The organism is Amycolatopsis sp. MtRt-6 (genome assembly GCF_017308975.1).
GTDB lineage: Bacteria > Actinomycetota > Actinomycetes > Mycobacteriales > Pseudonocardiaceae > Amycolatopsis.
Genome location: NZ_JADWPD010000001.1, coordinates 403,638 through 424,940, shown reverse-complemented (window position 1 = coordinate 424,940; position 21,303 = coordinate 403,638). Strand labels below are relative to the sequence as shown.

13 protein-coding genes are annotated in these 21,303 nt (G+C 71.3%); 9 read left to right on the top strand and 4 right to left on the bottom strand.

Annotated elements, in window-relative coordinates:
* Nucleotides 1-51 precede the first annotated feature (51 nt).
* Entirely contained in the window at nucleotides 52-789 is a 738-nt protein-coding gene (locus tag I4Q55_RS02135; protein WP_206784276.1) for a TetR/AcrR family transcriptional regulator, read from the top strand.
* On the opposite strand, the gene I4Q55_RS02130 is transcribed toward I4Q55_RS02135, so the two are convergent.
* From I4Q55_RS02130 to I4Q55_RS02120, 3 genes are all read right to left on the bottom strand, one after another.
* The gene (locus tag I4Q55_RS02130) at nucleotides 786-1,523 is read right to left on the bottom strand and encodes an SDR family oxidoreductase (protein ID WP_206784275.1); all 738 of its coding nucleotides are present in this window, start codon (nucleotides 1,521-1,523) and stop codon (nucleotides 786-788) included. The two genes, I4Q55_RS02135 and I4Q55_RS02130, sit on opposite strands and share 4 nt — an antisense overlap.
* A 90-nt stretch (nucleotides 1,524-1,613) precedes the next feature.
* Nucleotides 1,614-4,454 (bottom strand): leucine--tRNA ligase, encoded by a 2,841-nt coding sequence (gene leuS, locus I4Q55_RS02125; RefSeq protein ID WP_206784274.1) that lies wholly within the window; start codon nucleotides 4,452-4,454, stop codon nucleotides 1,614-1,616.
* Nucleotides 4,455-4,608: 154 nt separating this feature from the next.
* Entirely contained in the window at nucleotides 4,609-5,769 is a 1,161-nt protein-coding gene (locus I4Q55_RS02120; RefSeq protein WP_206784273.1) for an esterase-like activity of phytase family protein, read from the bottom strand.
* A gap of 66 nt (nucleotides 5,770-5,835) precedes the next feature.
* Here I4Q55_RS02120 and I4Q55_RS02115 point away from each other — a divergent pair, with 66 nt between their 5' ends.
* A complete protein-coding gene (locus I4Q55_RS02115; protein ID WP_206784272.1) occupies nucleotides 5,836-6,255 on the top strand; it encodes an SdpI family protein in 420 nt (139 codons plus the stop codon).
* On the opposite strand, the gene I4Q55_RS02110 is transcribed toward I4Q55_RS02115, so the two are convergent.
* Complete coding sequence (locus I4Q55_RS02110) at nucleotides 6,252-6,833, bottom strand: YqgE/AlgH family protein (protein ID WP_206784271.1); 582 nt, start codon at nucleotides 6,831-6,833, stop codon at nucleotides 6,252-6,254. The genes I4Q55_RS02115 and I4Q55_RS02110 overlap by 4 nt on opposite strands.
* 316 nt (nucleotides 6,834-7,149) lie before the next feature.
* On the opposite strand from I4Q55_RS02110, the gene I4Q55_RS02105 reads away from it, so the two are divergent.
* The 7 genes from I4Q55_RS02105 to I4Q55_RS50485 all read left to right on the top strand — a co-directional run bounded on the left by I4Q55_RS02105 (nucleotide 7,150) and on the right by I4Q55_RS50485 (nucleotide 21,290).
* Nucleotides 7,150-8,442, top strand: a complete 1,293-nt coding sequence (locus tag I4Q55_RS02105) for an MFS transporter (protein WP_206784270.1) — start codon at nucleotides 7,150-7,152, stop codon at nucleotides 8,440-8,442.
* Nucleotides 8,443-8,585: 143 nt separating this feature from the next.
* Nucleotides 8,586-9,128, top strand: a complete 543-nt coding sequence (locus tag I4Q55_RS02100; protein ID WP_206784269.1) for a YbaB/EbfC family nucleoid-associated protein — start codon at nucleotides 8,586-8,588, stop codon at nucleotides 9,126-9,128.
* Nucleotides 9,128-9,451: a WXG100 family type VII secretion target gene (locus I4Q55_RS02095; RefSeq protein WP_206784268.1), complete on the top strand. Its 324-nt coding sequence runs from the start codon at nucleotides 9,128-9,130 to the stop codon at nucleotides 9,449-9,451. Before I4Q55_RS02100 ends, I4Q55_RS02095 begins: the two co-directional genes overlap by 1 nt.
* Before the next feature lie 9 nt (nucleotides 9,452-9,460).
* A complete protein-coding gene (locus I4Q55_RS48915; RefSeq protein WP_242545115.1) occupies nucleotides 9,461-17,179 on the top strand; it encodes a toxin glutamine deamidase domain-containing protein in 7,719 nt (2,572 codons plus the stop codon).
* Nucleotides 17,179-17,634 carry a hypothetical protein gene (locus I4Q55_RS02085; RefSeq protein ID WP_206784267.1) on the top strand — a complete coding sequence of 152 codons (456 nt, stop codon included), beginning with the start codon at nucleotides 17,179-17,181 and terminating at the stop codon, nucleotides 17,632-17,634. The genes I4Q55_RS48915 and I4Q55_RS02085 overlap by 1 nt, the downstream gene beginning before the upstream one ends.
* Nucleotides 17,631-19,046 (top strand): TNT domain-containing protein, encoded by a 1,416-nt coding sequence (locus I4Q55_RS02080; protein ID WP_242545114.1) that lies wholly within the window; start codon nucleotides 17,631-17,633, stop codon nucleotides 19,044-19,046. The genes I4Q55_RS02085 and I4Q55_RS02080 overlap by 4 nt, the downstream gene beginning before the upstream one ends.
* On the top strand, nucleotides 19,047-21,290 hold the full coding sequence (locus I4Q55_RS50485; RefSeq protein ID WP_206784265.1) for an ADP-ribosylglycohydrolase family protein: 2,244 nt from the start codon (nucleotides 19,047-19,049) through the stop codon (nucleotides 21,288-21,290).
* Nucleotides 21,291-21,303 lie beyond the last annotated feature (13 nt).

The following is a 21,303-nucleotide window of genomic DNA, read 5'->3' as shown; positions in this document are numbered from 1 at the left end:
GCAGTTCGCCGTAACGCAAAATCTGTCGTACCAAGCACCTAGACTGTTCGGATGAGCCACCCCACGCGAAGGGGTCGCGCGCGTGCGGCTACCGAACAGGACATCCGGCGGACCGCCCGGAAGCTGCTCGTCGAGCAGGGGCCGGAGGCGGTCACGCTGCGCGCCATCGCGCGGGAGCTGGGGATCACCGCGCCCGCGCTCTACCGGTACTACGAGTCGCGTGACGACCTCGTCGAGAACCTGCGGCTGGACGTCTGCGCCGACCTGGCCGAAGACCTCGCCGAGGAGATCGCCGAGCTGCCGGACGACGGGGTGCTGCAGCTGTTCGCCATCTGCAAGGGCTTCCGGCGCTGGGCACTCACCCACACGAAGGAATTCACGCTCGTCTTCGCGTCGCCGACCGGCGGCGTCGGGTCGACGTCGGGGAGTGCGCTGAGCCGGGTCGACGAGCCGTTCGGGCGGATCTTCCTCGCCGCCGCGGGGCGGGTGCTCGCCCGCCACGACATCGTGCTGCCCTCGGCCAGCGGCGTGCCCGACGAGCTGCGCGACGACCTGAAGACCTTCCAGGAGTCGCTGGTCACGGTGCTCGTCGAGTCCGACCAGGGGGTGCCCGTCGAAAAGATCGACCTCGGCGTGACGTACCTGATGATCCAGTTCTGGGCCCGGCTCTACGGGCACGTCACGCTCGAGGTCTTCGGCAACTACCCGATCCCGATGTCCAAGCCGGACGTCCTGTTCGAGTCGGTGCTCGCCGACCTCGCCCGGGAGATCGGCCTCTACTCCGGTTAGGCCGCGTGGCCGCCGTCCACCGACAGCACGGCCGCCGTGACGTACGCGCTGGCCGGCGCGGCCAGGTAAGCGACAGCCGCCGCGACTTCGGCCGGCGACCCGTAGCGGTCGAACGCCGTCAGGGCACGCTGGTCCGCCGCGTACGGGCCGTCGGCCGGGTTCATGTCCGTGTCCGTCGGGCCCGGGTGGACCAGGTTCACCGTGATGCCGCGCGGGCCGAGCTCGCGCGCGAGTGCCTTGGTGAGGCCGACCATCGCCGCCTTGCTGGTCGCGTACAGCGCCATGCCCGGGCCGGGCACGCGGTCGGTGACGCAGCTGCCGATGGTGATCACGCGGCCGCCGTCGGCCAGGACACCGGCCGCCGCCTGGGTCGCCACGAACACGCCGCGGACGTTCACCGCGAGCACGCGGTCGACGTCCTCGAGCGCGGTCTCGGTGAAGGCGCCGACGAAGCCGACGCCCGCGTTGTTGACCAGCACGTCGAGCCGGCCGAACTCGGCAACGGTCGCCGAGACCGCCGCCGACACCGCGGCCGCGTCCGCCGAGTCCGCCTGGATCGCCAGCGCACGACGGCCGAGGTTCTTGATCTGTTCGACCACCTCGGCCGCCCGCGCGCCGTTGTGCTGGTACGTCAGCGCGACGTCCGCACCGTCCTCGGCGAGCCGCAGTGCCGTGGCCGCGCCGATGCCCCGGCTGCCGCCCGTCACCAGCGCCACCTTGCCGTCGAGGGTCATCCCCGGTTCTCCTTCGATCGAGCCGTTTTCGTTGACAGCTCAATCAAATCGGGAACCGGCGAGGACTACCGGCGGCTTTCGGACTCCGCGCTACAGGACGATGTTGACCAGCCGCCCTGGCACCACGATCACCTTGCGCGGCGAGCCGTCGCCGACCATCGCCGCGACCTTCTCGTCCGCCAGCGCCGCCGCCTGGACCTCGTCGTTCGACGCGGACGCCGGCACCGTCACCCGGGAGCGGACCTTGCCGTTGACCTGGATCGGGTACTCGACCGAGTCCTCCACCAGGTACTTCTCGTCCACCACCGGGAACGGGCCCTGCACCAGCGAGTCCACGTGGCCCAGCCGGTGCCACAGCTCCTCCGCCATGTGCGGGGCCAGCGGCGCCAGCATCAGCACCAGCGGCTCGGCCAGCTCACGCGGCGTCGACGCGGCCGCGCCGTACACCTTGGTGACGTGGTTGTTCAGCTCGATCAGCTTCGCGCCGGCCGTGTTGAACCGCATCTCCGCGTAGTCCTCGCGGACGCCCGCGATGGTCTTGTGCAGCACCTTGCGGTCCGCCTCGGAAGCGTCCTCTGTGGACACCCGCAGCTCGCCGGTCTGCTCGTCGACGACCAGGCGCCACAGCCGCTGCAGGAACCGGTGCGCGCCCACGACGTCCTTCGTCGCCCACGGGCGGGACATGGCCAGCGGGCCCATCGCCATCTCGTAGAACCGGAACGTGTCGGCGCCGTAGTTCTCGGCCATCTCGTCCGGCGTGACGACGTTCTTCAGGCTCTTGCCCATCTTGCCGTACTCCTGGGTGACCTCTTCGTCGTTGAAGAAGTACTTCCCGTCGCGCTCCTCGACCTGCTCGGCCGGGACGTAGACGCCACGCGAGTCGGTGTACGCGTACGCCTCGATGTAACCCTGGTTGAACAGCTTCCGGTACGGCTCCTTGGACGTCACGTGGCCCAGGTCGAACAGCACCTTGTGCCAGAACCGCGAGTACAACAGGTGCAGCACCGCGTGCTCGACGCCGCCGACGTACAGGTCGACGCCGCCGGTGTCGTCCGCGCCGTACTCGCCCGGTCGCGGGCCCATCCAGTACTGCTCGTTTTCCGGCGCGCAGAACGTGTCGGAGTTCGTCGGGTCCAGGTAGCGCAGCTGGTACCAGCAGGAACCCGCCCAGTTCGGCATCGTGTTGATGTCGCGGCGGTACTTCTTCGGGCCGTCGCCCAGGTCAAGCTCGACCTCGACCCAGTCGGTCGCGCGCGCCAGCGGCGACGACGGCGTCGAGTCGCGGTCCTCGGGGTCGAACGTCACCGGCGAGTAGTCGGCGACCTCGGGCAGCTCGATCGGCAGCATCGACTCGGGGACGGCGTGGACTTCACCGGCCTCGTCGTAGACGACCGGGAACGGCTCGCCCCAGTAGCGCTGGCGCGAGAACAGCCAGTCGCGCAGCTTGTACTGCACGGTCCCGGTGCCGGCGCCCTGCTCCGCCAGCCAGTCGATGATCGTCTTCTTGGCCTCGGCGACGTCCATCCCGTCCAGGAAGCCGGAGTTGATCGCCGGGCCGTCACCGGTGAACGCCTTGCCGTCGAAGCCCTCGGACGGCTGCACGGTCCGGATGATCTCCAGCCCGAACTTCTCGGCGAACTCCCAGTCGCGGACGTCCTGGCCGGGGACGGCCATGATCGCGCCGGTGCCGTAGCCCATCAGCACGTAGTCGGCGACGAAGATCGGGATCTGCTTGCCGTTGACCGGGTTCGTCGCGTACGCGCCGGTGAAGACGCCGGTTTTCTCCTTGTTCTCCTGCCGGTCCAGCTCGGACTTGCGCGACGCGGCGACGCGGTACTCCTTGATGGCCTCGGCGGGCGTGGCCGCGCCGCCGGTCCAGCGCTCGTCGACGTCCGCGGGCCACGCTTCGGTGACCAGCTTGTCGACCAGCGGGTGCTCCGGCGCCAGCACCATGTACGTGGCGCCGAACAGCGTGTCCGGCCGGGTCGTGAAGACCTCGATGCCGTCGTCACCGGACTTGAAGGTGACACGGGCGCCGTGCGAGCGGCCGATCCAGTTCCGCTGCATGGACTTGACCTTCTCCGGCCAGTCCAGCAGGTCCAGGTCGTCGACCAGGCGATCGGCGTACGCGGTGATCCGCATCATCCACTGCCGCAGGTTGCGGCGGAAGACGGGGAAGTTGCCGCGCTCGCTGCGGCCGTCGGCGGTGACCTCTTCGTTCGACAGCACCGTGCCCAGGCCCGGGCACCAGTTGACCGGCGCTTCGGAGATGTACACCAGCCGGTGGTCGTCGATCACCTTCTTCCGCTCCGACGCGCTCAGCGCCGCCCAGTCACGGCCGTCGGGCGTCGGGCGCGAGCCGTCCGCGAACGCGGCTTCCAGCTCCGCGATCGGGCGTGCCTTGCCCGCAACCTGGTCGTACCAGGAGTTGAAGATCTGCAGGAAGATCCACTGGGTCCAGCGGTAGTACTCGGGGTCGATCGTGGAGATGCGCCGGCGTTCGTCGTGGCCCAGGCCCAGGCGCCGGATCTGGCGCAGGTAGGTCCGGATGTTCTCCTCGGTCGTCTTGCGCGGGTGCTGCCCGGTCTGGACCGCGTACTGCTCGGCGGGCAGGCCGAACGCGTCGAAGCCCATCGTGTGCAGCACGTTGCGCCCGATCATCCGGTGGTACCGGGCGAAGACGTCGGTGCTGATGAAGCCCAGCGGGTGCCCGACGTGCAGGCCGGAGCCCGACGGGTACGGGAACATGTCCTGGACGAACAGCTTGTCGCTGGGCACCGGCTGCCCCTCGACGGCGAGCGGCCCGACGGGGTTGGGCGCGTGGAAGGTGCCCTGGTCGGCCCAGTGGTCCTGCCAGCGCTGCTCGATCTGCCCCGCCAGCGCCGCCGTGTAGCGGTGCGCCGGGACGTCGGTCCCTGTCGTCTCGGTCATCGCCGTCTTCCTCCGTGGGAGCTACTCCAGAAACAACTCGACCCCTCAGCCACCAGGGCATGAGGGGTCGCCGCGCCGGACGGGCCGGGCCCGGTCAGCGCGGCAGGCTAAGGAGCAGCCGAGCCGTGTTCATGTGCACATCGTAACTTGCTGGTCAAAGGCGTTCGGAGGGGACTGCCAGTGCGACGAACTGGGTGACCTGCGTCGCAGAGAAGTTGTTGTCGCTGACCAAGATCAAACTGCGCTCGCCGTCCGGCAGCTTCGGCCCCCAGGTCATGCCCTCGAGGTTGTCTACTGTGGACAGGCCGAGGTCGGCCGCGTCGAAGAGGAGCCGCTTCTTCACCGGCTTGACGTGCTTCGCGCCGGCCAGCGACTTCACGTCCAGGACGTTCGTCGCGCCCTTGGTGTCGATCTCGAAGACGCGCACCTTGTTGCCGACGCCGGTGCTGAACGAGCGCTCCATCATGAGGAACTTCGTCGGGTCGGCCTGGTCGACGGCCAGCATCGAGGAGACGCCGGTGGTGGCGAACGCCGTCGGCGGCACCGGCGCGGCGAACAGCGGCTCCTGCGGGTAGGCGTACTGGGCCAGGACCGGCCCGAACCGCGACTGCAGGGTGATCCGCGAGAGCGCGCCCGACGTCGTCGTCGCCTCCGGGCCGTCCTGCAGCAGCGGGCCTTCGACCTCGCTGGCCAGCAGCGAGCCGTACCCGGTGAACGTGATGCCCTCGAGCACCAGGTTCTGCCGCGGGCCGGCCGCCGGCGTCATCTTTTCGTTCGCGGGAATCGGCAGGTCACGGACGTATTCGCCGGTGCGGCGCGCCTCGCGGATCGACGGGTCGATCAACGTCGTCGCCGTCCGCTCGCCCTCCTGCGACCAGTAGTAGTCGCCGGTCCACGGGTCGACGCGCAGCTCCTCAGGGTCGATCGTCTGCTCGTTCTGCGGTTTCGCGGGGTCGTTCAGCGCGAGCGGCGGGTACGGCGTGCCGTCCGGGCGCAGCAGCGGCTTCGTGCCGGTCAGGGTGACCGGGCCGACGCCGTCCTTCGACACCGGGAAGGTCGCGGTGTAGAAGCGGGCGGGGTTGATCGCCGACCGGTCGTCGCAGATCAGCGCGTAGCCGCCGGTCCGCGGGTCGTAGTCGATGCTGGACAGGCCGCCGACCGTCGTGCCCTGGAACTGCAGGGCGTTGGGGACGATCTGCTCGCCGAGCAGCCGGATGGGCCGCTGGTGACTCTCGGTCGCCTCGGCCGGCGCGGCGGCGAGGATTCCCCCGATCAGGGCAGTAGCCAGGACGGTGGGCAGTACACGCGGTGACATGGCCTGTAGCACAGTCGATCAGGGTATCCGGCAGGTTGCCGGGACGTCACGCTTATCCTTGACCTCGTGTTCGCTATCGCGCTGGTTCCGGTCGTGCTGGGTCTGCTTGTCGGCTTTGGTGGGTTCCTCGGGTTCCGCGAGCGCTTGACGCGCGAGGGCGGCACCGGGGTGCGCACCCAGGCGGCACTGCGCAGCGAAGAAGCGTTCAAGCTGGCCAACCGCGTCGCGGGCCTGCCGACCATGGCCGGGGGCGCGGTCGCCGTACTCACCGGGCTGGCCGGGCTGGCGATGCCGACGACCGCCGGCCTCGTCTCGGCCGCGCTCGCCGGCGTGCTCGCGATGCTGGTGCTGGTGATGGGCGGTGGCGTGCTCGGCAACCGGGCGGCGCTGACCGTGCCCGCGCCGGCTCCGGCGGCGCCGGCCGGCTGCAGTGGCTGCGCGTGTGGCGCCGGAGGCTGCGGCGTCTTCAAGAAGGAAGACGCCTAGTTCCTTTGGAGGTCGCCCGGGTGGGTGGCCAGCAGAGCGAGCGGGATGCCCTGGCGGCGTAGCACCTGGCTCCACAGGTCGCCGTCCGGCGAGGCCAGAATGTCGCTCGGCAGGGCGGGCACGATGACCCAGTCGTCGCGCTCGATCTCGCGCGCCAGCTGCCCGGAGTCCCAGCCCGCGTACCCGGCGAACACGCGCACGCCGCGGACCTTCGGCACCAGCACCTCGGGGTCGGTGTCCAGGTCGACCAGCGCGACCGGGCCGCGGACCGCGATCACGCCCGGCACGCTCGCCGCCGTCTCGCCGGTGCGCAGCGCGGCCAGGCACAACGCCGTCTTCTTCTCGACCGGCCCGCCGACGAACACCGCCTGCGGCTCGGCGACGTGCCCGCCCCAGTTCGGCAGCACGTCGTTCACGGCGACGTCGCTCGGCCGGTTCAGGACCACGCCGAGCGTGCCCTCCTCGCGGTGGTCGATGACGAACACCACGGTCCGGCGGAAGTTGGGGTCGACCATCGTGGGGGCGGCGACCAGGAGCGTTCCCGGTTCAACCTCGGCGTCCGCTGGCACGCGACCCATGATCCCACCCCTGGCCCGGCTCGGGAACAATCGCCCCACGAGCCTCGTTTGAAACATGTGGCCGGCGCACTCCGTGTCCCCCGGGCTCACTGAAGAACCGCCTTTGTGGAATACCGTCCGGCTGGAGCCACACTGCGCATAGCCGCCGAGAGGCGACCTTAGTGCGTCGGCCACCTCGCACTCGATGGCTTCGCCATCTTCGCGCGCTCGCACCAAGGGTGTTTACCAGGGGGCAAGCCCCCCGGACCCCCCCGAGTGCGTCGGCCACCCAGATCTCTTGACCTGTGTCCTACTACCGGGCCTTAACCTTGACTCCGTGACGATCAGCGCCCGGACGGCGACCGTACGAAGAGGGCCTCGGGAGCTGCTCAAGGACCCGGACTTCCGGCGTCTCCTGTTCACGCGCTTCGCCGCCAGCTGGGGTGACGGCGTCTTCCGCGCCGGCCTCGCCGGTGCCGTGCTGTTCAACCCCGAGCGAGCCGCCGATCCACTGGCCATCGCCGGTGGGTTCGCCGCGCTGCTGCTGCCGTACTCGGTCGTCGGGCCGTTCGCCGGTGCCCTGCTGGACCGCTGGGACCGGCGCCGCGTGCTGATCGTCGCGAACCTCCTGCGCGGGCTGGCGATCGTCTGCGCGGCGACCGCCGTCGGCCTCGGGTTCGGCGGCATCGGCCTGTTTTCGCTGGCCCTGGCGGCGGAAGGGATCAGCCGCTTCATCGGCTCCGGGCTTTCGGCGGCGCTTCCCGACGTCGTCGAGGAGAAGAGCGTCGTGACGGCGAACGCCTTCGCCACGACACTCGGCTCGGTGGTCGCCGTCATCGGCGGCGGCTGCGCGATCGGGCTGCGGGCGCTGTTCGGCAGCAACGACGTCGGCTCGGCCGAGACCACGGCGTTCGCGGTGCTCGGCACGCTCGTCTCGGCGTTCATCGCCCGCGGCTTCGCCCGGGGCGTGCTCGGCCCGACGACGGTCGACGAGCCGCAGAACCCGGTGCTGGCCGTCGCGCGCGGGCTGGCCGACGGCGCCCGGCACGCGTGGCGTGCCCCGAGCGTCACGGCCGGGTTCGTCGCGCTGTTCGCGCACCGGGCGTCGTTCGGGGTGTCGCTGCTGGTCACCGTGCTGCTGATGCGCAACTACTTCACCGACCACGGGATCTTCCGCGCCGGCCTGCCCGGGCTCGGGCAGATCGCCGCGCTCGCCGGGACCGGCCTGCTGCTCGCCGGGCTGCTGACCGCGCGGCTGATCCGCCGGTTCGGCCGGCTGCGCGCGGTGCTCGGCGCGTTGCTGCTGGCGGCGATCGCGCAGTCCGCGTTCGGCTTGCCGATGGTGCTGCCGCTGGCGCTGCTCGCGTCGTTCGTGATCACCGGGGCCGGGCAGGTGCTGAAGCTGTGCGTCGACTCGTCCATCCAGCTCGACGTCGCCGACGAAGCCCGCGGCCGGGTGTTCGCGCTGTACGACACGCTGTTCAACATCACGCAGGTGGCTGCGGTCTCGCTGGCCGCGCTGGTGGTGCCGGACGACGGCCGGTCGCCGGGCCTGCTCATCGCCGCAACGGTCTGCTACCTCGTCGGCGGAGCGGGGTACGTGCTCGCCCGGCGACGCGTGATTCGCTGACGCAAACACTCGAACCGGTCACGGGGACTGCTCCATTGGCATTAGGGTGACGAGTAAGTCATTAGTAGGTTCGAGGGACACCGGGGGCACCTGTGACCACCGCGGGCGACGACCGTGCACGGCTCGAAGCACGCAATGCCGCGATGAAAGACCAGATGGACACCCTCCTGGAGAACTTCGAGCGGCAGACAGCGCAACTGCGTGACGCCCAGGCCGCGGCCGCCGAAACCACGGCCGAGGTGACGTCCCCCGACGGGCTGGTCCGCGCCACCATCGACGCCGGCGGCAGCCTCGCGAAACTCGAGTTCGCCCCGAGCACGTTCGAGCGCACCACGCCCGCGCAGCTCGCGAACACCGTCCAGTCGCTGGTGCGCCAGGGATCGCTGCAGGTCAAGCAGAAGATCGCGAACCTGATGGCGCCGATCACCGAAGGCCTGCCCGACCTCGCCGACCTGGTCGAGGGCGCGCCGTCGCTGGCCGGGCTGGTGCCGCCGATGCCCGACTTCGACGAGGCACCGCCGGCCCCGCGCCCCGAGTCGTTCGAAGAGGGCGGGTCGATCCTGCGCAACGAGCAGGCGCCCCCGCCGCCGCCGATGCCGGCCCCGAAGCCCGCTCCCAAGCGCGTCCGCCCACCGCGTGACGACGACGAGGAGCCGCCGTCGTCCTGGATGACGAGGGGCGACTGATGCCGGACGGGGGTTCCGGGTTCACCGCGGAGCCGGACGCGGTCCTGCGCGCGTCGAACGGCCTGGTGACGGCGTCCGACGCGCTCGACAACGCGGCGAAGGCGCTGCAGTCCGCCCTCGCCGCGCAGGGCGAATGCTGGGGCGGCGACGAGTCCGGCAAGGCGTTCGCCAAGGACTACGTGCCCGGTGCACAGGGCGCCGTCGAGGGCTTCACCAACCTCGTGCAGGGGTTGCGGGGGATGCAGCAGAACGTCGCGAAGTCGATGAAGGCCCTTTCGGGCGCCGACGAGGACGTGACGTCCCAGCTCAGCAAGGGGCAATGACGCGTGGGTATGGAGATGCCCGACGCGGTCAAGTGGCTGCTGCCGATCGTCGTCGGGGAGAGCTGGCCCGAGGGCGACGAGACCAAGCTGCGCGCGCTGCGGGACGCGTGGCACACGGCGTCGGCGGCGATCGGGCCGGTGTCCGAGACGGGCAACCAGGCGGCGTCCGGCATCCGCGACAACTGGACGGGTGACGGCGCCGACGCGTTCGCGGAGCAGTGGAAGAAGTTCGTCGAGGGCGACGAGGCGTACTTCAAGCAGCTCGCCGACGCGGCGAAGGCCCTCGGCGATTCGTGTGATCAGACGGCGCTGGACGTCGAGTACACGAAGTACATGATCATCATTTCGCTGATCATCCTGGCGGCCCAGATAGCGGCGATGATCGCGGCGGCGGCGGTGACGTTCGGCGGCTCGACGGCGGGGATCGCGCCGGCCCAGATCGCGACCCGGATGACCGTGCAGATGCTGTTCCGGCAGCTGCTCGAGAAGCTGGCGCAGCAGGGGTTCAAGCAGGTCGCGAAGGAGCTGCTGGAGAAGCTGCTCAAGCAGGGCCTCAAGAAGATCGGCATGGAGGTCCTCAAGAACGAGGCGATCAACCTCGGCATGGACGCGGGCATCCAGGGCCTGCAGATGGCCAAGGGTGATCGCAAGGACTGGGACTGGTCGAAGACCTCGGACGCGGCGATCTCGGGCGCGGTCGGCGGAGTCGTCGGAGCGGCATCGGGCTCGATCGGCCGCGGAGCGACCGAGGGGTTGTCGCACAGCGCCGGCGGGCAGATCGCGGACGCGGCGATGCGGGCGGGCACGCGCGGGGCGGTCGAGGGGGTGGCGCAGACCGTCGGACAGGCGGCCGTCACCGGGGACCTGGGGTCGTTGACGCCGGAGCAGCTGCTGATGGGCGCGTCCAGCGGGGCGGTCGGGGGTGCCGTCGGGGGCGCGAAGGAGCAGTTGAACTCGGTCCACGAGGCGAACATTCCGCGGGCCGACTCGGACTCGGGTGGGTCGGACTCGGGTGGGTCGGACTCGGGTGGGTCGGACTCGGGTGGGTCGGATTCCGGGGAATCGCGGCGGGGTTCGGGGGACGAGCCTGAGTCCGCGTCTCGGGGGGATTCCGAATCTCGGGGTGAGTCTTCGTCGGAGGCCGAGTCGCGTCGCGAGTCGTCCTCGGAACCGGAGTCGCGACGCGAGTCCTCGTCGGAGCCGGAGTCACGACACGAGCCTTCCTCGGAACCGGAGTCGCGACGCGAGTCCTCGTCGGAACCGGAGGCACGTCACGAGTCCTCGTCGGAGCCCGAGGCACGACGCGAGCCTTCCTCGGAGCCCGAGGCACGACGCGAGTCCTCGTCGGAACCCGAGGCACGACGCGAGTCGTCCTCGGAACCGGAGTCGCGAAGCGAAGAGCCACGGCGCGAGCCGGCGCCCGAATCACGAGACGAGCCCCGTCGTGAGGCGGCTTCCGAACCGGAGTCACGCAGCGAGGAACCGCGGCGCGAGGCGCCGTCCCCGCCGGAAACGCGGACGGACTCGCAGCCGGAGGCCCGCCGCGAACCGGAACCGCAGCAACGAGCGGACAGCGGGCCGAGCGAGCAGCCCGCCCAGTCGCAACCGACGTCCGAGCACCGCGCGCCCGAGCCGTCGCGGCCGAGCGCCGACCAGGTCCAGCAGGCGGAGCGGCCGGTGGCCGAGCCGGTCGCGCACCACCCTGAAGCACACCGCGAGGCACCGGCGGCGGCGTCAGGCCAGCCTTCGACGGGTGGGGGCTCGTCCCAGGGCGGGTACGGCATGGCCCCACCCCCGGCGGCGGGGTTCGGCCCGGAAGCGGGACGCCAGAGCGCCGGCCGCCCGCAGGACAACGTCGGAGCGGCCGGGTTCACCGGCGGGCCGAGCCAGCCGTTCGCGGCGGACGCTGGGCCGGCGCCGTTCCAGAACGGACCGTCGCCACAGCAGGCGCCGCCTCCGGGCGGGTTCACACCCCCGCCCCCACCACCGGGCGGCGGCCTGCCGAACGGCGGCGGTCCGGGACACCCGGGCCCGAGTGGGCCGCCCCAGCAGCCGATGCCGTCACGTGGCGGCGACCAGCCCCGAAGGGTTCCGCCACAGGACCCGCGCTGGATGCTGCAGGGCGGGCACCCGCAGATGCCGCCGGGTGGACATCGGCCGGGCGGGCAGCCGCAGAGTGGTCAGCCGCCGATGTCACAGGGCGGGCGGCCACAGCCTGGCGGGCAGCCGCAGCACGGTGCCCAGCGGGGCGGGCAACCACCGCACGGCGGACAGCCAGGTGGGCAACCACCGCACGGCGCACAGCCAGGTGGGCAGGTGCCGCACGGTGCGCAGCCGGGTGGGCAACCACCGCATGGCGGGCAACCGGGTGGGCAACCGCAGCCAGGTGGTCGACAGCCACTGCCCGGCGCACAACCAGGTGGGCAGCCGCTGCCCGGCGCGCAGCCACTGCACGGCGCACAACCTGGGGGACAACCGCTGCCCGGCGCGCAGCCGCCGCACGGCGCACAACCCGGGGGACAACCGCTGCCCGGCGGGCAGCCGCCGCACGGCGCACAGCCAGCTGGGCAGCCGCCGCATGGCGGGCAGCCGGCACAGCCTGGTGGGCAGCAGCCGCGCGGTGGGCAACCGATGCAGCCTGGTGGGCAGCCGTTCCAGGGTGGGCAGCAGCCGTTGCCGCCTGGTGTTCGGCCGCACCAGGGTGGGCAGCCGCCTCAGGGTGGGTTGCCTCCGCAGGATCCGCGGCGGGTGCCGCCGCAGTCGGGGATGCCGGCGCAAGGTGGGCAGCGTCCGCCGATGCCTGGGGGGCCGCGTCCCGCCGGGCATCCGAACCAGCCTCGCGGGCCGCAGGGTCCTGGTCCGCACCCGGGTGGACGGCCGCCGATGCCGCCGCCTCCGGGTGGCCGGCCGCCCATGCCGCCGCACGACCCGCGGCTGGGGCCGCCCCGTCCGGGCGGGACGCCGCCGGTGCCGCCGCCGCGGTTCGGGCCGCCGCAGGAGCAGTTGCCGCCGCGTGGACCGTTCGAGCCGCCGCGGCCGATGGACCGCGCCCCGGAACCGTCCCGGCCGGCCGAGCAGCCGGTGGCCGAATCGCCCATGCGGGAAAGCACGGCCGGGCAACCGGCACCGCCGACCGAACCCACGCAACCGCCGACGGCCGGAACACCGGTACGCGAACAGCCGGCCGAGCAGGCCGTGACCGGGCAGGATCGCGCGAGCGAACCGGAACGCCCGGTGGACCGGGATGCTCCCGACGCCGAGCACCCGCGAACCGCCGACGAACGACCGGTGGACCAGGACTCGCCCACGACCGAGCGCGAGCCCGCGCAGGACCGCCCGGCGGATCAGGGCTCGCCCACCACCGACCGCGAGCCCGCGCAGGACCGCCCGGCGGACCAGGACTCGTCCACAACCGGACGCGAACCGACCCAAGAGCACCCGGCGAAGCAGGACTCGCCCACCGCCGAGCGCCAGCCCGGCCAAGACCGGCCGGCCGAACACCGGACCGACCAGGATTCGCCCGTTGGTGAGGACCGCACGCCCGCCGACGAGCGGCCCGCTGCCCAAGATGACCCCGCCCGCGAGCAGGCCGCCGAGCAAGGCCAGGACGGGCCCGAACAAAGCCCGGACGGGCAAGACCGGGCCACCGACCGGGACGTTGCCGAGCGTCCCGGCGCCCGCGAACACGCCGGACCGGACGAGCCCTACCTCACCGATCCCGGCTTCCACACCGACGATCCCGCCGGGATCCGGCGGATCGAAGACACCTTCATCGACTCCGGGAAGACCAGTCACCAGGACGGCGAGTGGCGGCACGAGCAGCTCCACCGCGAGGCGCGGGAAAAGCGCGACGAGTCGCATCCCGGGATGTCGGACGCCGGGGCCGTTGCCGTGCACGCCTATACCCGGACCGAGATGGTCGGGCCGCTCAACCACGCGTTGCGGATGGGCAGTCCCGAGCTCGCCCACCTCGCTCCGCAGGCCGCCGCGCTCGTCTCGGGGCTCAACGAACTTCCGCCGCACGAAGGCGTTGTCTCGAGGCGGGTTGACTTCAAGGGCGATCCGGGACGGCTGCAGGCCTTCCTCGCACGCTTCCACGATGGTGCGCACATCACCGAACCGTCGTTCCTCAGTTCGTCGAAGGTCGACGCGCAGCATCCGCGCAGCACCTTCCCCGGCGAAGTCGAGATGCGGATCCAGTCCAAGACCGGGCGCGACGTCGAAAAGCTGGCCAGCCTCGGGCACGAGCGGGAAGTCCTCTTCAAGGCCGGGACGCAGTTCAAGATCACCGGCATCGAAGAGGGACCCGGTCACCCCGACCACAAGCCGGCGCCGGTGCGTGGCGAACCGCACTACGTCGTGCACGCCGAAGAGATCGCGCCCGGGGATCCGGGGTATCTGAGCGGCACCGACGCGCGCGACGCCATCGAGCAGCGCCGGGCCAGTGAGCGTGCCGACGAGGACCGGTTCCAGCGCGAAGCCGACGAAGAGCTCGCGAAGTTCTACGAGCAATACCCCCAGTACGCGCCGGGCAACGACATGGCGTCGAAGATCAACCCCTTCGACGAGCCGGGCGCGGAACCGCTGCCCGAACGGCCGCCGCCGGCCACCGGGCAGCCGGCGGGTGGCTGGGCGCAGCTCGCCGAGCCGCTCACGCCCGGTGGGCAGCCCGTGCTGCACGCCGGGTCGGTCGAGACGCCGCAGCAGCACGCTCGCCTCCTGCGTGACGCCCTTCCCGAGCTCGGTGGGGTCAACACCCGCAACGCCTACAGCCCGGGCGGCCTCGAGAACGGCTACCGGACCAACGCCGCCGAGTCGATGGTCGCCTTCGAGCGGCGGATGAACGGCGAGGACGTCGTCGCCGGGCCCGCTCGGCAGCAGAGCCTCACCCAGATCAGCGACCAGCTCGGCGGGCAGTGGAGCAGCCGGGACAGCTTCGACGGCGTCGCGCGCGAACTCGGCGAACGGCCCGTCGGCGCGCGGACCGCGGTCGCCTTCGAGACGCCCACCGGGGAATCGCGGCTGGTGGCCGGCGTGCACACCGAGCACGGGGTCCTGTTCGCCGATCCCGTCACCGGGCGGCTCGCCGAGCTGCCGGCGGACGCCACCGGCATCCACACTCTGCCGCTCGGCGGTGGGGACGCGCCTCCGCACCACGACGCACCTCCGCAGCACGACACGCCGCACCAGGAAGCGCCGCCGCGGCAAGACACGATCAACGACCGGCTCAACCCGGAACCCGAGCGCGTCCCGCACGACGAGAGCTACCTCTTCGACCGCGACCACCGCGGCACCGCGGCCGACCACGAGAGCATCCGCCGCGCGGTCGGCGACGAGGACATCTACCAGGAGGTCCACGACCACGCGCTCGCCCGCCGGGACGCCGCCGGCCTGCCGGTGACCGACGACGGCGCCGTCGCGCTGCACGGCTACACGCGCGGCGAGTACGCCTACGACGTCAACGAGGCGCTGCGCCGCGGGCCCGGCCACCCCGGCTTCGACCTCGCGCAGGAGAACACCCGCGCGATCATGGACGGCCTCAACCAGATCGCACCCGAGTCCGGCGAGACCATCCGCGCCTACGACGTCGGCGGCGATCCGCACCTGGCCGACCTGGTCGCCAAGCCGTACGAGCCGGGCTCGGTGGTCGTCGAGCCCGCGTTCTCCAGCGCGTCGATCAAGACCGACGAGTTCTCGACGTCGAAGTTCGGCGACGACATCGAGCTGCACGTCCGGTCGAACAACCTGCGTGACATCTCGAAGCTCGCCGAGAACCCCGGCGAGCGCGAATCGCTGTCGCCGCCCGGGACCCAGCTGCTGATCCACGAAAAACGGCTGGAGACCTCGCCCGACGGCCGCCGCAAGTGGGTCATCGTGGCCGAGGAGATCGGGCCTGGGCACCCGCGCTACCTCGACCCCGAGACCGCGAAGCAGAAGATGGCCGAGCGGCGGGCCGAGAACGAGCAGAACGCGCCCGAGTTCGAACGGCGCAAGCAGGCCGCGATCGCGGACCGGCTCGGCGGGCTCGGCGAGCCCGAGCACGTCACCCCGCAGCCGGAACACCAGCCGGACCAGCCGGTCCACGACGTCCAGGACACCCCGGCGGAACCGCCGCCTGCCCCCGTCTCGGTGCACGACTACTCGCGGCTGGCGCGGGCGACCAACCCGCCGTTCGAACCCGCCATCCACGCCGGCGGGACGACGGAGAGCGAGCGCGCGGCCTACGTCCACGACCGGCACCCGCGCCTGCGCGACGTCAACCCGGGCTTCCGCGAGCCCGGCGCCATGGAAAACGGCTACATGACGAACTGCACGCGCGGTCCCCGGGCCTACATGGACCAGCTGCGCGGTATCGACTCGACGGCCGAGCCGATCCTGCCGCACGAGATGGGCAGCCGCGGCACGCTCGAACACCTCGAAGGCGAGTTCGGGGAGACGTTCTCCGCGCGCGGCAGCTACGACGACGTCATCCGCGAGATGCGCGGCATGCCGGTCGACCACCACGCCGTGGTCGCGGTGAAGTACCCCGGCCCGAACGGCGTCGAGTACGGGCACGTGGCGATGGTCGTGCACACCCGCGAGGGCGTCGCGTTCATCGACCCGCAGTCCGGCGACCTCATGCACCTGCCGCAGCCGGCGAACAGCATCAAGCTGATGCACCTCGGGACGCCGGACGAGGTACACGTCCAGACCGGGCACGACGCCGGCGAGACGCACGGCGGCTACGGCTCGGCGGCACCGCACGACGCCTTCCTGGCCAGGGACGACGTCGCCGCGGCGCTCGACGGGCACGCGGACGCCGACTACATCCGCGCGCACCTGGGAGAGCACCCCGGCTTGGCGCGGGTGCTGTCCGACCCGGCCAACGACTACCTGACGCGCTCGCTGCTGGACAACCCGAAGACGCTGGCCAGCCTGCTCAAGCACCCCGAGGCGATCCCGATCCTCGAGGACGCGGTCCACGAGGTGAACGAGCGCGGCTACAGCGTCATCGACGATGTCGAGCAGCAGGGGGTCGAGCCGTTCGACCCGACTCCGGAGCAGGCGGAGATTTCCGCGGACGTGGCGGCGCTCGTCAGAGAAGTCGATGGCGACCTGCTGCAGCACGGCAGCTTCGACCAGGACCGGGTCGGCGATCCGGAGTACTGCAAGCAATGGGTCGCCGAGGAGCGCGAACGCTGGCCTGAGACACAGGGCACGCTGAACCGCATCACCGAGCGGATCGCCGGTGAGACCGATGGCCACCCGGGATTCCGGCCGGAGCCGAAGGACAGCGACCGAGCGCTGGCGAAGATCGAGAAACACGACTGGGACGGTTCGAAACTGCATGACCTGGTCGGCACCAAGATCCAGTTCGGGCAGGTGGCGGACATGTACCGCGCGCTGGATGCGGTGCGCCGCGATCCCGAACTCACGATCGTCGACTTCACCGACCGCTTGGCCCACCCGAAGGACAGCGGTTACCGCGACCTTCAAATGAACGTCCGGCTGCCGAACGGGCACGTGGCCGAACTGCGGCTGCACCTGACGCACATCGACGAGGTGGCTGCGTACGAGCACGCGCTCTACGAAGTCCGCCGCGACTTCGAAACGTTCAGCAGGAAGGAAGGCCGCGAAGGCCTCCTTTCGCCTGAGGAGGCAGCCCTCGCCGCGGCGCTGACCGAGCAGGTCCGAAGCCGTTTCGAGGAAGCGTTCCGGCTGGGGATGACATCCGAGGAGAGCGGCTGATGGCCTTCCAGACCCCGATGTTCTACAAGTACTACTCCCGGACGTACCGGATTGACTCGACGCCCGACGGCGGGTTGATGGGCACCATCCTCAATCTCCACACCGGGTTCTTCGAACAGGACCAGGACAGCAGCCACATCCTCGAGCTCATCTGGTCGACCACCGAGTCGAACATCCGCGGTCCGTTCGACGAGGAAAAATTCGTCCAGGAGACCGAGTTCGAGCGCAGCCTCTACCTGACCGGGGACGGCCCGATCTTCGCGCTCTACGACACCATCAAGGGCATCGACGATGTCGTGAGGCGGGAAGAACGCCGCCGGACACCGCAAGAGGTTGCGCTGATCCAAGCCCTTCGCAAGCGCACCTTCAAGATGTGGGAAGACGAGGCCGCCCGCCGCGCCGCCGGTGAGCCGCCGTCGTTCACGGTGACGAGCCGGTTGAGCCCGAGGCAATGATTCACGTGGAACATCGACTTTCGCCCGACGAGCAGCGCGCCCTCCTGGTGCGGCTGGGAAAGCTCGTGCGCGAGCACCGGGTCAACGCCGGCCTGCCCGCCGTCGCCGACTTCCGGCAGGTCGGGAAGCACACCGAGACCGCGGGGCACAACACGGCCGTGCCGGATGAGGTGGCCGACGTCTTCGCCGAGCTGCGCGCCGGCATGTACACCGACGGTCGCGGCACCTGGCTGCAGGCGCGGTTCGCGCTGAACCCCGACGGCAGTTACGACTTCGACTTCGCGCTCGACGACGATCCGGTGTGGACCGACCCGCCCGAGCCGGCCGCCTACCCCGAAGAACTGGCCACGTTCCCGCGGGCCGACGAGCACATCCCGGACTGGTGGCGGCTGCGCGCGCAGCTGCCGCTGGGCGTGGTGTTCCGGCACGCCGAAGTCGGCGGCCCGGACGTCGAACGGCCGCCGCTGACCGACACCGAGGTGCCGCTCGTGCTGCAGTACCTCGCGCGGGAGGCCGTCGTGCACGAGGACGGCGACGAGCGCTTCCACACCGACGGCACGTGGATCTGGTCCGACGCCGTCGCGCTCCTGCTCGCCGAACACGGCGTGCCGCCCGAGCCGGACCTCGTCGCGCACATCCGGCGGCACCACTTCCAGCCTCCTTACGTCGAGCCGCTGGTCCGGCGGACCGCCGAAGCGGACCTGCTGGGCAAGCCGCGGCCGAAGCCGTCGCGCGCCGACGTGAAGAAGACCGCCGGGGACGTCGTCGCCGAGCTGGAGACCACGCCGGACCCGCAGCTCGGCGACGAAGAGCTGCTGATCGTGCTGGTGCAGCGGCTGGGCGAGCACGGCGTGTGGCCCGAGGCGTACCGCGTCGGCGAGCGCGCGGACGGCGCGTGGTGCCTCAACTACACGTCCGACGGCTGGGAAGTCGCCGCGCACGCCGGCGGGAAACCCCGCGCGCCGAAGTACTTCCCCCGGCTCGAAGACGCCGCGCAGCAGCTGCTGGGCGCGTTGCTGCTGCACCCCGCCCGGATGACCGCCGGGCACGAAACACCGCTCGAAACCGCGAAAGAGCTCGACGACTGGCCGGTGCACCCGGCACCGGGTGAGCCTCCCCTCACCCTGCTCCGCAACAAGCGCATCACCAGGCTGGTGGCGGGTACGGTCGTCCTGCGCTTCGGCGAGGAACCGGGCAACCTCGTCCACCACGGGGAGGTACGGTTCGCCACGACGTCGCTGCCGCTCGAACGGGAGCGGGTGCGGCGGAGCTACCGGCTCAGACGCCCGTTGCACGTGATCACCGGCATCACGGTTCCGTGGGCGAACCTGCCGGGTGGCGCGGTGGCCTTCGTGCTGCCGAAGACGATCGCCGAGCACGAGTCCGACGGAAGCCTGGAGAGGATCGAGTAGGTGGAAGCGGCGGAAGCGATTGCCAAGGTCGGCCAGTGGCTGCGCGCGGTGCACGGCCCGGACGTCTCCGGCCCCGCGGGCCTGCGGGTGGACACCGAGAAGGTCCTGCGCATCCCCGAGGGCTGGTCGGTGCCCTACAACACCATCGCCTTCCTCGACGAGGGACGGCCGGAGAAGGAGATCTTCCCGCCGCCGTCGGTCGTCGTCCGCGAACCGGACGGCGAACTGCGCCAGGCGCACCCGCACCCCGGCGGGCTGTCGGTGCCGGTGGCGTTCCCCGGCCAGGAGAACTGGCGCGAGGTCGTCGACCCCGAGTACGTCAAGGCCGGCCTCGGCGAGCTGGGCGTGCCGCTGCAGGCCGTCGCGGGCTGGGTGAAGGTCGACGCCGACGGCAACCAGACCGGCGAAGAGCGGGAGAACCCCGAGTACAAGGCCGGGCCGATCCGCCGCGGCTACCCGAAGCCGGAGAACACCCTGGAGACGCTGCTGTCGTTCGGCAGCGTCGGCTGGCTGACGCGGGAGCTGCTGCTCATCGGGCTGATCCGGTGCGAGGTGTACGTCCCGCTCGACCTGGAGACCGGCAAGACCGACCGGTTCTACTTCGCCGAGGAGCGCAACGAGCTCAAGGTGTTCAGCTCGACCCGGCACCTGCCCGCGCGCGAGCACGGCTGGTGGAAGGTCGACGTCGCGACGCTGGCCGAGTTCGAGCACCCGCCGAACCTGGTCATCAACGGCGGCCCGACGACCATCGAGGACGTCTCCAGCGGCGAGCTCGCGGAGATCGTCAAGCGGTTCCCGCGGCACGAGCCACGCATCGACGTGCACGGGCGCTGCCCTGAGGCGGAGGAGGACCTGATCAGGGTCGCCGCCGAAACCGCGGCCCGGATGGGCCTGCCGGACCCGGTGAAGCCGCCGCTCAAGGCAGCCGAGAAGGCCCGGCGGCGCGGCTTCGAGCTGACGGCCGAGGAGTGCGCGAAGACCGTGCTCGGCGAGTCGTGGCTGAAGCGGATGAACATGCCGGAGCCGCCGCGCAGCAAGCCCAACGACCTGCGCGCGAACGGCTTGGCGCCGGCGTACGACAACTCCGGCCGCACGGTGCCGCGGCTCGACACGTTCGGCAAGTACTTCGAGCGGAACCTCGACGGCTTCCGCTACGGCTGGCAGCGCGTCACGGGCGCGTACGTCGGCTTCGCGCTCGGGGAGGCGCTCGGCGCGGCCGTCGACCGGATGATGCTGCACGACATCCACGCGAAGTTCGGCATCGAGGGCATCACCGACCTGATCCCGGCGTTCGACCAGCCCGGCCGGATCGGCTCGCTGACGCAGCGGCTGCTCTTCTACACCGAGGCCGTGATCCGCAGCCCGCACCGCGAGCAGCCGGAATCCCGCGAAGCCGAGCAGCTCTTCCCCGACGTCGTCCGCGGGGCGCTGCAGCGCTGGCTGCGCACCCAGGGCGCGCCGATGGACGCCCCGGACGGCTGGCTCGTGCAGGTCCCCGACCTGCACGCCCGGCGTGACATCGACGACGCCGAGCTCAACGCCTACCACCAGCTCGCCACCGGGGTCACCGGCGCGCCGCCGATGACCGGCCCGGCCGCGCTGATCCCCGCGTTGCCGGCCGCGCTGACCATGGCGGGACCCGGCAGCGGGTTCAGCGGCGGGGCGCGGCAGGCGGTGCGCGAACTCGCCGGTGTCACGCACCAGGACGAGACCGACCTGGCCGCCGCGACGTACCTGACCTGGCTGTTCGAGCACGCGCTGACCAAGGAGGCGTTCAGCTTCCCGATCTGGAACACCACCCGCGAGGTGCTCAACCCGGACAACCAGTTCCAGCAGGGCCCGGCGTGGACGGCCATCGCGGACACGGTCGCGGAGTCGGTGCCGTTCTTCGGCGAGCACGGGCTGCCCGACCTGCGGATGGCGGAGCTGATCGGCGACGGCAAGACGACGCTCTCGGTGCTCGGACGCGCCTTCGCCGCGTTGTCCGGCTTCGAGAACTACCCGGAGCAGGCGCTGCTTCGCGCCGTCAACCACTCCGGCCGCAGCGCGCTCACCGGGGCGATCGCCGGTGCCCTGCTCGGAGCGCGCACCGGGATTCCCGGGCTGCCGCAGAAGTGGGTCGACCAGCTTGAGCTGCGGTACCTGGTCGAGCAGGTCGCTTCGGACGCCTACTGGCACTTCGACCGGCATTCGGCGCTGAGCGCGCTCGGCGACGTCTGGATCGAGCGGTACCCGCGGCATTAGCGCGAGGATGGGG